General features: G+C 46.5%; 10 protein-coding genes. 8 read left to right on the top strand and 2 right to left on the bottom strand.

Annotated features, from left to right (window positions below; all coding sequences use genetic code 11):
• Positions 1-146 precede the first annotated feature (146 nt).
• The 6 genes from CPAR_RS09240 to CPAR_RS09215 all read left to right on the top strand — a co-directional run bounded on the left by CPAR_RS09240 (position 147) and on the right by CPAR_RS09215 (position 6,800).
• Positions 147-1,085 (top strand): lysophospholipid acyltransferase family protein, encoded by a 939-nt coding sequence (locus CPAR_RS09240; RefSeq protein WP_012503049.1) that lies wholly within the window; start codon positions 147-149, stop codon positions 1,083-1,085.
• A 278-nt stretch (positions 1,086-1,363) separates the two neighbouring features.
• Complete coding sequence (locus CPAR_RS09235; RefSeq protein WP_332130354.1) at positions 1,364-2,212, top strand: glycosyltransferase family protein; 849 nt, start codon at positions 1,364-1,366, stop codon at positions 2,210-2,212.
• 230 nt (positions 2,213-2,442) lie between these two features.
• Entirely contained in the window at positions 2,443-3,588 is a 1,146-nt protein-coding gene (locus CPAR_RS09230) for a glycosyltransferase family 4 protein (RefSeq protein ID WP_012503047.1), read from the top strand.
• Between the two features lie 155 nt (positions 3,589-3,743).
• On the top strand, positions 3,744-4,895 hold the full coding sequence (locus CPAR_RS09225; RefSeq protein WP_012503046.1) for a glycosyltransferase family 4 protein: 1,152 nt from the start codon (positions 3,744-3,746) through the stop codon (positions 4,893-4,895).
• Positions 4,896-4,902: 7 nt separating this feature from the next.
• Entirely contained in the window at positions 4,903-5,970 is a 1,068-nt protein-coding gene (locus CPAR_RS09220; RefSeq protein WP_012503045.1) for a glycosyltransferase family 9 protein, read from the top strand.
• A gap of 2 nt (positions 5,971-5,972) precedes the next feature.
• Positions 5,973-6,800, top strand: a complete 828-nt coding sequence (locus CPAR_RS09215; protein WP_012503044.1) for a glycosyltransferase domain-containing protein — start codon at positions 5,973-5,975, stop codon at positions 6,798-6,800.
• A gap of 206 nt (positions 6,801-7,006) precedes the next feature.
• Here the strand turns inward: CPAR_RS09215 and CPAR_RS09210 are convergent, their stop codons facing one another.
• The gene (locus tag CPAR_RS09210) at positions 7,007-8,092 is read right to left on the bottom strand and encodes a glycosyltransferase family 2 protein (protein ID WP_041466189.1); all 1,086 of its coding nucleotides are present in this window, start codon (positions 8,090-8,092) and stop codon (positions 7,007-7,009) included.
• Positions 8,093-8,199: 107 nt separating this feature from the next.
• Between CPAR_RS09210 and CPAR_RS09205 the strand changes: the two genes are divergently transcribed.
• Positions 8,200-10,050: a glycosyltransferase gene (locus CPAR_RS09205; RefSeq protein ID WP_083762345.1), complete on the top strand. Its 1,851-nt coding sequence runs from the start codon at positions 8,200-8,202 to the stop codon at positions 10,048-10,050.
• Between the two features lie 51 nt (positions 10,051-10,101).
• On the opposite strand, the gene CPAR_RS09200 is transcribed toward CPAR_RS09205, so the two are convergent.
• Entirely contained in the window at positions 10,102-10,683 is a 582-nt protein-coding gene (locus CPAR_RS09200; protein WP_012503041.1) for a class I SAM-dependent methyltransferase, read from the bottom strand.
• Positions 10,684-11,095: 412 nt separating this feature from the next.
• On the opposite strand from CPAR_RS09200, the gene CPAR_RS09195 reads away from it, so the two are divergent.
• The gene (locus CPAR_RS09195) at positions 11,096-12,673 is read left to right on the top strand and encodes a glycosyltransferase family 39 protein (RefSeq protein WP_198002619.1); all 1,578 of its coding nucleotides are present in this window, start codon (positions 11,096-11,098) and stop codon (positions 12,671-12,673) included.
• Positions 12,674-12,680: the final 7 nt, after the last annotated feature.

Genomic DNA, 12,680 nt, shown 5'->3' with positions numbered 1-12,680 from the left:
TGTTTCTGCCGGTTTTGTACTTTCAGGAAGGCTTTTCGCTCGGGATTGCTTTTTTTGTTACGGACAAGGCTTTCCCGGCCATTTCACGGGATAAAGGATCCGTTTGAAAGTATAGTGGTTACGAATATGAATGAGGTGCGCGTTTCATGAGCATCGATCGCAACAGGCTGAGAAAGAAAGTCAAACGCGCCATGCGCTCGGCATCGAATACCGTGACCTATGGGGCAGTCATGCTACTCGGCGCTCTGGTTCGAAAGCTGAGCCGGAAGCAGACCCGGCGCCTGGCCGGTTTCATCGGGGATTTCATGCACCGGGGCATCGGGCTCAGGCGGGAGCTGGTTCACCGGAACCTCAGTTTGACCTTTCCTGAAAAATCCCAGGAAGAGATCAACCGCATCGCGACGGCTATGTATCGCAATGTCTCCACGACGCTGCTCGAAGTGCTGCGTCTGCCGCTTATCCGCAATCGCGACGATGCAGCCGCGTTGGTCGATATCAAAGGCGACGAGGCCTTCTGGGAGTGGCATCGCAATGGCAAGACTGGTGCGGTGCTGGTTTCAGCCCACTACGGCAACTGGGAGCTGATGGCGATGGCGTTCGGCCTGTTGGTCAATCCCATCACGATTATCGTCAAGCGGTTGCGCAACGCGCGGGTTGACCTCAAAATGAACGAGTACCGCACCATGCGTGGCAACAGTGTGGTCTATCCGAGGCAATCGGTCAGGGAGGGCTTACGCCTGTTGCAGAACGGTGGTACGCTGGCTATTCTCGGCGACCAGTCCGATCCCGATGAAGCCAATTTCGGCGAGTTTCTCGGTCGCCGCACCACCATGTTTCACGGTGCGGCCTTCTTTGCGCTCCGGGCGAAAGTGCCGCTCTTCATGCCCATGTGTACCAGTAACGGTGACGGACGGTATACGATCACCATCACCCAGGTCGATACCTCCGATCTCACCTTCAACAAGGACGATATTGCCACGCTTGCCACGCGCTATACCAGAGCCATCGAAGAGCACATCAGGCGTCGTCCCGAGGAGTGGTTCTGGCTGCACGACCGCTGGAAGCGTGGGCGAGCTACTTCATGAATGAGGAAGTCTGCCCTTCAGCCTCTCAAAAAGATCGCCGTGACAAGTTAAGTGTTGCTCTGGAGGCGATGATGCCTATTCAGTAATCCCCTGAAATCCAAGCACTGAAAACCATGTTACTCAGGCAGATGTGGTATGGTTTTACCAACAGACTTTTTCCCCAGAGATGCTTCAGATTCTCGCATGATTACCAGTCCAGAGAAAGACTTACGATAGCACTGCTTAGCTTCAACCGGCCGCGATATCTCGGCAGAGTACTTGCATCACTGATTCCGCAGTTGCAGCCGGAAGATGAAGTGTTCCTGTTTCAGGACGGAAGTTTTAATCCCGCTTCCAACCGCCAAAAAGCGGATGATCGTCAGATAGAGCAGTGTGTCCGAATATTTGAGCAATCGACCGGCTCCTTCATCGCAAAGCAGTGCAATGTCAACGTGTTCAGGTCTTCGGTAAATCTTGGAATCGCAGGCAATTACAGGGCGGCTGAACAATATGTTTTCGAAACCCTCAACAGGAAGCGGGCTCTGTTTCTCGAAGATGATCTTGTGCTGGGCCCGGATTTTCTTCATGTTACCGACAAGCTTCTCGACCTGTCAGAACGAGAACCGATGATCGGCTATGTATCGGCATACGGTGATTTGTGGGCAAGCAGGAGGTTGCAGCATGAGAGGAATGGTCAATTGATTCTCATGCATGAAAATTGGGGTGCGGCCCTAACGAAGCGTTCGTGGCTTGCTCAGCAGAAGGTTCGTGAACAATACTGGTCACTGATCGAGAATGTGGATTACAGTTTTCGCGACAATGAGCGAATTGTCAGTTTTTACAAGGATCTTGGATTTGAGTGCAACATCACCAGCCAGGATTCGTCTCGCTGGATAGCCTGCCTTATGGCAGGAATGGTCCGGCTGACCACATCGACATGCAATGCACGATACATCGGAAAAATCGGAGAGCACTCCAAGGCCAACTATTTCAGGACGTACCGTTTCAAGGATTCCAGAATTTTCGATGGTATTACTGTTGTCAACATGCCAAACAAGAGCGAGCTGGAACGATGGTATAAAGAGAGCCTTGATGATTTCAAAGGTGGATATGTGCACAGCTATCAAAAAAAGTCTAAACCCTGCTGAACAGGGATGAACGGCGATGCTTCACTGATTTGTCTGGTGGTCAATTGAAGAGGATCGGTTCTGGCTGTGCAACCACAGGAATCTCGGGTGAGACTGCTGCTCGTGTTTTTTGTTTGATGCAGTATGTTTTTTATAAAAAATTATAGCTTTTAAGGCTTTATGTATAGGGTGATCTTTCTTCTTAAGGTGCTTGCTTTTTCTTGATGTTAAGAATCTTTTGTTTATAAAATATGACTACTGTTGGGGTTGATTTTACACATAATTATGGTTATGGTGGTATTGGGACTTATAGCAGAGAACTTGTTAAGGAGATGTCGTTTCTTTACCCAGAAGTTAATTTCGAGCTGATAACGCAATTAAGGAAAAGATTTCGTTTTCAGGGATGTTTTAATGGTATAGAAAATATTGATATCAAAGAGGTAATGCCAAGTCGTCTTTTGCTTGGTAAGGGCTTGGGCTTTGCTGTAGATGCGGTAAGGCTATCCCTATGGCGGCAGGCATCAAAAAAGCTCGATCTGATACATTTTACATATCCAGAGTTTTATGTTTCTGGCCTTCATAATGCGGTATCGACTATTCACGATATTATTCCTTTATATATCGAAAAATATAAGGAAATTGATCGAGAACATCTGATGAAATACAAGATTGATACCATTATAAAAGAGTCGCATCGCGTTATCGTCCCCTCGGAATTCGTTAAGAGTGAATTGGAGAAGTACTTTCCTGATTCAATAGGAAAAAATTCTGTTATTTATGAGGGGGTAAAGGATTTGTTTAAATGTTGCCCGGTTGATTATGAGGTTTTGAAGAAATACGGTATTCCGGTAGGAATGCCTTTTTATCTCTATGTGGGCAGGTTGGAGCAGAGAAAGAATCTTGATTATGTTTTTGAAGCCTTCAGGATGCTTCCGGATTCAATCAGAAAGGAGGCTGGCTTGGTGGTTGTTGGCAATGGTAATGATCGCTTGGCAGCAGCTTTGAGAGATAAAATCCGGAAGTTGGGTATCGACAACTCGGTTTATCACCTGCAGGGTGTTCCTGATCTTGATTTGCTTCATTTTTACAATGCGGCAACCGCCTTGCTTTTTGTCTCGTATTCCGAAGGCTTTGGGCTTCCTCTGGTTGAGGCCATGAATTGCGGCTGTCCATCGATTATTTCGAATGTGTCGTCTCTTCCGGAGGTGGCCGATGGAGCAGCGTTGCTTGTTGATCCTTATGATGTCGAACAGATCAGCCATGGTATGGAAACGATGATTGGCGATTCGAATTTGCGGGAGACATTGAAAAATAGGGGATTGATGGTCGCAAAACGTTACACATGGCGCAATGCGGCGACGGAAACCATGGCATTGTACCAGCAAGCGCTTGCTTGAATAACCAGGAAGGAGAGTGCCGGATGATGCGATGCGAGAAATTTCCTAATATATGGGGAGATATGAGGAAGAAAATAGATTGCGGTATGAGGGCTTCTTGCAAGACTTTGACCGATGTCTGACGTTGTTGTGTTCATTTGATAAAAGATAAGAGCATGAGAATTTCTATTGATTTATTGAGAGGAAGGGCAATGACTGGAAATGAGGTTTATACTCATGAGCTGACAAAAGCTATGGTTCGTTTGTATCCTGAAAGTGAATATTATGCTATTCTTTATATGAATAGGCGTAAGGAGGCTGAGCGTGCTGTAGGAAAGCCGATTTCAATAAAGTATCTGAATGTGCTTCCGCATGATTTGTCGCTTGGAAAGAAATTTAGGCCGATTGTTTCTGCTTTTTCAAAGCATATAAAAAGAGCGGTATCTGAAAATGTCGATCTTTATCATTGCACCAATCCGCTCAACTATCCTTTTGGCGTAAAAAATGGGGTGGTTACTCTTCACGATCTGATAGCCTTGCGTAAAGAGCCATGGGCTTCATCTGGATCCAAAATGTTTTACCGGGAGAATATTGAAAAGATATTGAGAGAGGCTCGTGTTATTCTGACTGTTTCTGATTTTACCCGTAATGATGCGATAGAACGGTATCCTGAAATTGCCGATAAAATTTTTACCACACCATTAGCCGCGAATCCTGTTTTCAGGATTACTGAAACCGATAGAAACTATCTTCAGAAATTTGGTGTGAAGGATCCGGGGAAGCCTTATATCTTATCGGTTGCCGAGATTCAGCCAAGGAAAAATCTTGGTGGTCTTGTCCAGGCATTTAAATCGTTGCCTGAAAGGATAAGAAAAGAGTATCAGCTGATTTTTGTCGGTAAGACAAAGCGAGGGGATGCACAAAAGAATTTCAATGAAGAACTTGCTGACTTAAGGCAGGCGTATGATGTCTATCATCTTCAAAATGTTCCCCTTGATGATTTGGTCAAGCTCTATAATACCGCGCACCTGTTTGTCTATCTGTCGTTCTTCGAAGGGTTCGGGTTGCCGGTTATCGAAGCCATGAGCTGCGGCTGTCCAGTGCTGACCTCCTGTACGACTTCTCTCGGTGAAGTTGCCGGCAGATCTGCCTATACGGTTGATCCCGAAGATCGGGATTCCGTAGCATCAGCATTGCAAGAGCTTTTAACGGATGAATCGCTTCGTGCCCGCTACCGTCAGGATGGGTTGCTGCGCGCAAAAGAGTTTTCATGGGAACAGACCGCTCGTTTAACGATGGACGGATACAAAAAAGCGTTAATGATGTGATTGTCTTATGCTGAAGTCATTGAGAAAGCGATGGGCTATCTATGGAGTCGGTTTTTATCATGTTTTCCGTTATTCTCCGAAAGTAGAGAATGGTGAGCTGTTGATTGTGCATTTTGATCATCTTGGTGATGTTTGCACGTTGATACCGGCGGTCTATGCTTTAACGCAGAACTATCGGATTACCGTTACTTGTAGGCCTGGCTTGGAACTAATATGGAGGGAATTTTTGCCTATGGTAGATGTTGTCCCGTTACAGAAATTCGTATGGAGTCCCAGAAAGCTGAAAGGTGAGCAGGAGAACGTATTTTCAAATAGTTATGAAGGTGTGATCGTTGCTACAATCACACCATATGCAGCATTTTACTCATCATTGGTTCATGCGGGAAATAGAGTAGGGCTGGTAGAAAATGGCCGATATTTCAGGGGTTCCCGATTGCTGTATAATGTGGTCTATAATGCAAAACGCGATGAGCATGTCAGAGCTCGTTTTCCGCGATTATTCAGCAAGGCAATCGGGATGCTGATTCGCCCTGAAAAGCCACCAGTCCATACAAGTGCTCACAAGAGCAGAACAATCCTGATCCATCCGGGGGCCAAGTGGAAGCCGAGGCGATGGCCTGTTGAGCGATTTATGCGTGTTGCCCGTCAGGCTGTTTCCCGATGGGATGTCACCTGTGCCTTTCTGGTTCATGAATCAGAAACAGATTTGAGAGACTATGTTCAGAATCATGCTGATCTGCCGGGGATCACGTTGCGGTTAACCCGAAATGCCGACGATCTTTTAGATGCGGTGAAGTCGTGCGAGATTTTCATCGGAAATGATTCCGGGCCCGTTCATCTGGCAAATCTCATGAACAAGGAGACTGTTGTTCTTTGGGGGCCTGGAAATTATCACCGGATCCATCCTTATGGTGAGAATAACGATATTCTCATAAAGGACATCGAATGCAGGCCTTGCCGCCAATATCAGGATGACGATCATTGCCAGCGAGGAGAGAATACCTGTCTGTTATCAATAAGTGTGGATGAGGTGCTTGCTGCGCTTGAAAAGAAGGTTGAAAAGCTGGGACTTTGATTATGAGTGCGAACAAAAAAAGAGTTGTCTATACTTGCATTACAGGCGGGTATGATGAGCTGTTGAATCATACATTTATCAACCCCGATTGGGATTATGTCTGTTTTTCTGATGACCTAAGCATTCGGAGTGAAAAGAATGCTCAATGGGAAATCAGACCTTTGTGTTTTGACAAGCTTGATCAGGTTAGGAATCAGCGATGGCATAAGCTACATCCTCATCTCCTGTTTCCGGAATGTGAGGTAAGTTTGTGGGTCGATGGCAATGTTGATATTCTGAATGGAGAGATATTTGAGGATGTTGATCAGGCGCTGAAATCCAACGGCCTGTTTGCTTGTTCTTTGCATCCGAAGCGGCAGTGCATCTATGAAGAATTTGATGCTTGTCAAGAGGCTGGCAAGGATGACTCTGATGTTATGAAAAGGCAGGAGGATCTGATAAAAAAGAGTGGATTTCCAAAGAAGAATGGCTTGTTTGAGACCAATATTATTGTTCGCCGTCATTCAAGTCCGGTTGTTATCAGAATCATGGAAGAGTGGTGGTACTGGTTGGAGCATTATTCAAGAAGAGATCAGCTCAGTTTTACTTATGTGCTCTGGAAAAATGATCAGAAAGCCAAACCACTATCGCCGAAGTCATACAGGAATAGTTCTGGTGTCAAGTTTCGATATGCCACTAATCATATAACCAAGGAGGAGTTGATCAAACAGAAAGAAGAGCTGGAGGCAGAGGTGCAACGATTTAAAAAATCGATATGCTGGAGAGTGATTAAGCCTTTTCATAAAGTCAAAAAGTCAGTGATAAAAAGAATATCAAGAGCTAAAAAATAATGTAATTTAGTTGCAGCTTGCTGAACATGATTTTTTATTCAATTCCTCTCCCCATTACCATCATTGCTTAATGGTTTTGCAACAAGAAGTTTGACCGTAGGGTGAACGATTTTCCCTCCACGCGTTACAAAAGCTTTATCTGATCGAAAGGGTTGCTCATAGTGGTGGCTACCCCTTATTCCTCATCCTCATATTTCCGAGGAATTTTACTTGTTGGAAAATTTGCGAAGGAATTTTTTCCCGGCAAGGTAACTGATAGCTTTGCCTATGGCGGTTTTCCTGAAAAAGCGAATTTCCTTTTCTTTTTCCTCAAGAGCTGCCAGCAGATCTCTGGTTTCATAAGCGACAGCTTGCTTGATTTGAGCGTGTGCATTCTCCTGCTGTAGTGCGTTGCCAAGTTCTTGCATGAAGCTGTCAAAGCGCTCTATTATGTTAATGACAGCCAATTCCCGATACTGTATGCAGTCGTTTTTTGTTCCCAGGTGTATCGTGTTGTCGATTTCCCTGATGACTTCCTTACCGGGTCTCTGTGAATAAGTAAATGCCAGTTCCTGTAACTGCTGGATGTCGAGGCGGTAGTTGCAGTTTCTTACCGTTTCGGCCATTATCTCTTTGTGAAAGCCTTCGTTATTCAGCCTGTTCCAGGTGATCTGGTGTTTGATGCTTCCGATGATACTTTTTGCCACGATTTGTTCAGATGATCGTACGGGAACATGTGCCAAGGTTGTTGTGAGGGGGACGGTCGGTATACGGCGGTTGTCAGCAGTAAGCAGGTGATGGTTCCCGGGAGATAACTTCGAGTTTGTTGCAAGAGCTGCCGGAATAACTACCTTGCTGAACTGGGTAGTTTCTTTGGCCCGTTGTCTGAAATTATGCCATAACGGGTTTTCAAGTGAAGCATAATCAACGGACAAGGGAACGAATGTTCGCCATTGCAGCATTCCACAATGGTTTTCGGGTATGGATTCAAGTTCAGCTCGAAATTCCCTGCCGTTTTCTGTCAGGAACTCGTCGGCATCAAGCGGCACAATCCATTCCGGTTGGTATTCTTCGAAGATTTTCCTTATCGCATTTGTGCTTACCAGACTCTGCTGGTAGTCAACGCTGTTGTCATGCCAAAGAGTTACGGGGAGACCCTCTTTCTGCATCCTCTGTATAATGGCGATAGTGCCGTCGCTGCTCTGATTATCGATGAGAAACATCCTGTCGACGAAACGCAGGTTGATTCTGACGAAAAGCTCAATGATGTCGCATTCGTCCTTGACCATCGAAAAAGAGGCTATTTTTTTCATCAGAGATCAGCTAATTTGTTTTCAGCCCTTGTAAATAACAAAGTAATTTTGAGAGAATTCTCCAGTCTCGTTTGCGGTTACCCTGCCGAGCGGGTCATTGGTATTTGATGAAACCCTCCTATTTCAGTCTGTTGGTAGTGAAACTAAAGAAAAGCATCATAAAAAAATTGTTGAGCATTCAACGGCTATTCGGTTATGCGTCACCTTTGACTGAAGAGCTACCTGATGTTCAAGCTGTTCAGAACGAACGTGATCGGGACAGCCGACCGTATAGGAATATCTCCAGAAGAGCATTTAAAACCTATGGTGAATTTCTTGTTTATTCGCTCTTCATGCCGGACTTGCTGGCGCCTTATACGAAAGAGGCCAGTTATATAATTTCTTATCTGGCTTCCAGGGCTGCGCAACTTACTGGTCAGTATCGCTCGAATAGCAAGGGTTGTCGAGTTTCGGTGATCATGTTCCCTCCCTATGCTGAAAGAGGCTTGTTGAGCAGAGCGATTGCTAGTGTGACAGGCCAGAGCTACAAGAATTGGGAGCTTCTTCTTGCCTGCAGAAGTCGGGAGGTTGCAGAAATTGAAGAACTCCTCCATACAGTCGGTGATTCACGGATAAAGCCCATCGTTGTGCCGGACTCAGATGATTGTTCAGTTGCCTTTTTCAAGGCTCTGGCTGTCGCGGAAGGCGATTATTTCTGTTATCTGGACAGTGTTTGTACGTTCAATCAGGATTTTATGCTGGTTCTTTCTGGTGAACTTGATGTCAATACTGCCTATGATGTAGTGTATTGCGCCCAGCAGCATGTTGAGCAGAGTGGCGAAGAGCGGGGCATACGTTTTTTTGCATATAGCCGCTCAGCCCATGAAAATGACGATATTCTCGATGCATCAGCGCTCATGCACCGACGGGCTCTCTTTGACCTGTTCGACAGGTCGGAATATCCACGGCATCAGCACTTTCTTTGGCAGATCCTGCTCAGTTATACTGAAAAAAAGCCGCCAAGGCCTGTTCCCGCCGTGCTCAGCTCCCGTATTGTTCCCCCGGATAAGGGAAGTAGTGTGGACCATATCGTTCCCCATCCGCTTGAGCCTTACCTTGAAGCTGACCGGGTTGCCGCCAAACTACCGGGTGTAGCCCTCACCGAGGTGAACCAGATGTTTTCGCTACGATATACTCCGCCCCCCGCACAACGGCGCGCTGTTTCCATAATTATTCCAAGTTTTGAGGCGGAGCCTTTTTTGAGGACCTGCCTCGATTCGGTTCGGCTGTTTACCCCTGAAAAGAGTGTGGAACTTATTGTTGTGGATAATGCATCGAGCGGAGCTGTTCGCGTATACCTGCAAGCTCTGGATCGTTCAGGTGAGGTCAGAGTCTTTTTCAATGATCGTAATTTTGGATTTACCCATGCAGTCAACAGGGGTATCTGTGCAGCTCGGCCGGACCATGATATCGTCCTTCTTAACAATGATGCTGTCGTGACGAGAGGGTGGCTTGACGGTTTGCAGCATGTTTTTGCCGATCATCCTGATGCAGGTCTTGTTGTGCCCCGGCAGGTCATGCTTGCGGGCACCCCAAGTGCCGAACGACATCAGCCGTATCGCGTGGCATCAAGGGAATGCGATGTCAATATCTCGGCACTTCATGCCAACGTGCTTGATCCCCGGTTCAATCCGCTCAAAGGGTATATGGAATTGACTTTCGCGCCTTTTTTCTGTGTGTACATACCGCGTATGGTGATTGATCAGGTTGGTCTCCTGGATGTCGAGAACGGGCCTCATTACCGTTCCGATCGTCTCTACTGCGATCACGTAAGGGAGCGCACGGGAAAACGGATTATTTATACCCCGTTTTCAAAGGTGTATCATTTTCACAAACGATCGACAACGGATCTCCAGCAGCAGGACCGCTCCATGTATGAAAAGATGTATGTCAGGAATAACTGGAAAGATATCGTTTGAATATGAGCGGACGGGTCATCATTGCTTTGCGGCTTGAGAGCTTACACCAGGCTAACGTTTTTTTGTCTTTTTTGGTCGCTTGTTGAGATAGTTCCAGCAACATCCGCTCTGATCGTAGACTTGCAGAAGTCTTGGATTGCAGGATTTTATTTCGTGGCAGATGTATGAGAAGTTCGGCTTTCTGCCAAACCAGAGAAGCATTTTGTTTTCATCCACAGGGTCATGAATGTGCGATTTACAGCGTCCGGCTTCCCACTGGTATGGGACTGAAGCAATGACAATATCAGCTGTTTCAAGCAATTTTTTCGCGAATGCCCCAGGATCATCCACATGTTCCAGCACCTGAAGGCATAATGCGATGTCGTAATGCCGGTTTGCCTTCCATGAAAGAAAATCTCCCCGGATAGCTTTGATTTTTTTCCCTCTGTATGGTTCCTGGATATCTATGCTTGTTTTGTGGGGGATTGCAGGGAACCAGTCAAGATATGGGCAGCCTGCTGAACCGATATCGATGATGCTTTTAGCTTCGCCCGACAAGCCTGTTACCAGCGTTCTTACGGCTTGATAGTAGAGCAGGTTCTTGCGCTTTTCAAAATAATCGTCCCGCTTTTTGCTGGTGAAAAATCTGAGCATACAGCAAATTCATTTTGTTGCTGACTGTTTGAAAATATTCTGCATCTCGGTCAAGCTTTCAGTGCAAGTTTCTGAGCCATGCTGGCAACGGGTCTTGCGGTTGAGCAAATTGCCTTAAATAGGATCATACTGACATTGAAATGCTTGGCGATAGTAGCGGTTTCTATGTAGTAAGCCGTGGGGTATGTTTTATAGTGAAATTTGCGAAATATTTTGTTTGTTTCAAGGTGTCTGTCTTGCTTTGGTTCTGGTGATTCTGGGATGTTTTCTTCAACTCTATTGTTTGCTTGCCTGTCGAGAAGCTGCTGTTTCTGCAGACAGTCAAACGCTATTGTAATTGGCTTCTAAGGGGTGAGAGCTCAATGGAGCCGGTTTCGATAACTGCAATATGGCTTTTGGAGGTGTTTACGGTATGTCTGATTTCTCTTGGTTTAGGCGCCACAAATCGGTCTACATCGTTATTGGTGTGCTTATTGTCGCTGGCGTTGTTGTTCGCCTCTGGCCTGTTCTGAACGACCGTCCTCTTTGGTATGATGAAGCTCGCACTTGGCAGACAGCCTATAATCCGAAATTTTTAAATCTTCTTACCGCTACTGCGCACAAGGAGCATCCCCCTCTTAGTTATCTGTTCGTGCGGTCTTTCATGGAGGTCTTTGGTGCCGACAACTTCATGGCGATGCGTTTGCCTTCGTTGGTTTTCGGTGTTTTGTGCATTCCCGCTGCGTTTGCTGTTGGTAAACGGCTTATCTCCACTGGTGCGGGTGTCCTCTTTGCGCTTTTGGTAGCGCTGGACCAGCTCATGATTGATCAGAGCCAGCAGGCAAGGATGTATACGCTGTTCATGCTGCTGCTGCTCTTGGCTCTTCTGCATTTAGCCATAGCTACTGATGGCTTGCGTGCATCGAATAGCCGGAGTTGGGTACAGCTCGGCTTGCTTCTTGGCGCTCTTGGCTGGACACACCAGCTGGCTCTGGTCGTCTGGCCTGGTTTTGCCGCAGGTGTCGGCTTTTTTCTTTTTCGCAAGAGGAAAGAGCCCCTTTCCGCTGGTGAAAACGGAGCCTTGAAAACCGCTGTTCTCGTCTTCGGCACGGCGCTGCTTGTTGATCTTCCTCCTTTGCTTCAGCTTCTGCGCAGATTGAGAAAGCCCAAAGGTACAGGTGTTTCCGGTGGAGGTCTCAGCCTGGAAATACTCCATTTGCTTTCGGATCTCCTCGGGAGTTTGCCGGTTGCGATTCCGGTTGTGGTTATTTGTGTTTTCGGTTTGGTTTTGTTTTACAGGCACGCCAACCGCAGCGTTGCGGTTACAATAGCAGCAATTGGGGGGCTGACGTTGGCTGCACAGTTTCCCCTCGCGCAAGTACATCACCAGATCGGAGTGCGTTATCTGGTCCCGATTCTTGTCGTTATCTGGATTGGTCTGGTTGCAGCGATTGTCTACTCTAAGGGCATGGTCAAGCGGTTGACACTACTGGTTGTTTCAATCTATGTTGTAGTAACGTTTCTCAAGGCTGTCGATTTGACTTTTGTAAGGTTGCCTGAGCGTTGTTTGTATGGATATGCCACTGATTTTGTTGTCAGAAACGTACATGATGGCGAGCTGGTTGTTTATTACCCCACATTTTACAGTAATTTTTGTCAGCCATATGCCTATCTGTACGGGCAGGATAATTTTTTCTATGGTAGAGGCCAGATGCAAGCTTTTCAAAAAAAAATAAGGGACGATAAAAAGATACGCGGGGTTTGGGTTGTTTTGTCTCCGAAAAGGATTGTTCGAGATAGCGTAAGAAACGCAGAAAAGCTTATCAACTTTTACGACAAGGTTGCTGATTTAGGGGTGCCTCTCAGAAGGGGGATTCTTGGCCCTGTTGACCGTGAACAGCCTGTTGTGCTGTATATCAAAGGAGAGGACGCGAACGCTTGGGAGGTCAGAGCAATCTCGGCTAACAAGGCGGGCGTGTTCACAATTTCCGCTGACGGGTTTCTGGAATGAGATGTTT

Source organism: Chlorobaculum parvum NCIB 8327 (assembly GCF_000020505.1).
Taxonomy (GTDB): Bacteria; Bacteroidota; Chlorobiia; order Chlorobiales; family Chlorobiaceae; genus Chlorobaculum; species Chlorobaculum parvum_A.
This window is presented reverse-complemented; position numbering and strand designations above follow the sequence as displayed.

Excerpts from the sequence above, each read along its gene's own strand:
- CPAR_RS09240 (WP_012503049.1), top strand. The coding sequence starts at position 147 with ATGAGCATCGATCGCAACAGGCTGAGAAAGAAAGTCAAACGCGCCATG.
- CPAR_RS09230 (WP_012503047.1), top strand. The coding sequence starts at position 2,443 with ATGACTACTGTTGGGGTTGATTTTACACATAATTATGGTTATGGTGGT.
- CPAR_RS09225 (WP_012503046.1), top strand. The coding sequence starts at position 3,744 with ATGAGAATTTCTATTGATTTATTGAGAGGAAGGGCAATGACTGGAAAT.
- CPAR_RS09220 (WP_012503045.1), top strand. The coding sequence starts at position 4,903 with ATGCTGAAGTCATTGAGAAAGCGATGGGCTATCTATGGAGTCGGTTTT.
- CPAR_RS09215 (WP_012503044.1), top strand. The coding sequence starts at position 5,973 with ATGAGTGCGAACAAAAAAAGAGTTGTCTATACTTGCATTACAGGCGGG.
- CPAR_RS09210 (WP_041466189.1), bottom strand. The coding sequence starts at position 8,092 with ATGAAAAAAATAGCCTCTTTTTCGATGGTCAAGGACGAATGCGACATC.
- CPAR_RS09205 (WP_083762345.1), top strand. The coding sequence starts at position 8,200 with ATGAAACCCTCCTATTTCAGTCTGTTGGTAGTGAAACTAAAGAAAAGC.
- CPAR_RS09200 (WP_012503041.1), bottom strand. The coding sequence starts at position 10,683 with ATGCTCAGATTTTTCACCAGCAAAAAGCGGGACGATTATTTTGAAAAG.
- CPAR_RS09195 (WP_198002619.1), top strand. The coding sequence starts at position 11,096 with ATGTCTGATTTCTCTTGGTTTAGGCGCCACAAATCGGTCTACATCGTT.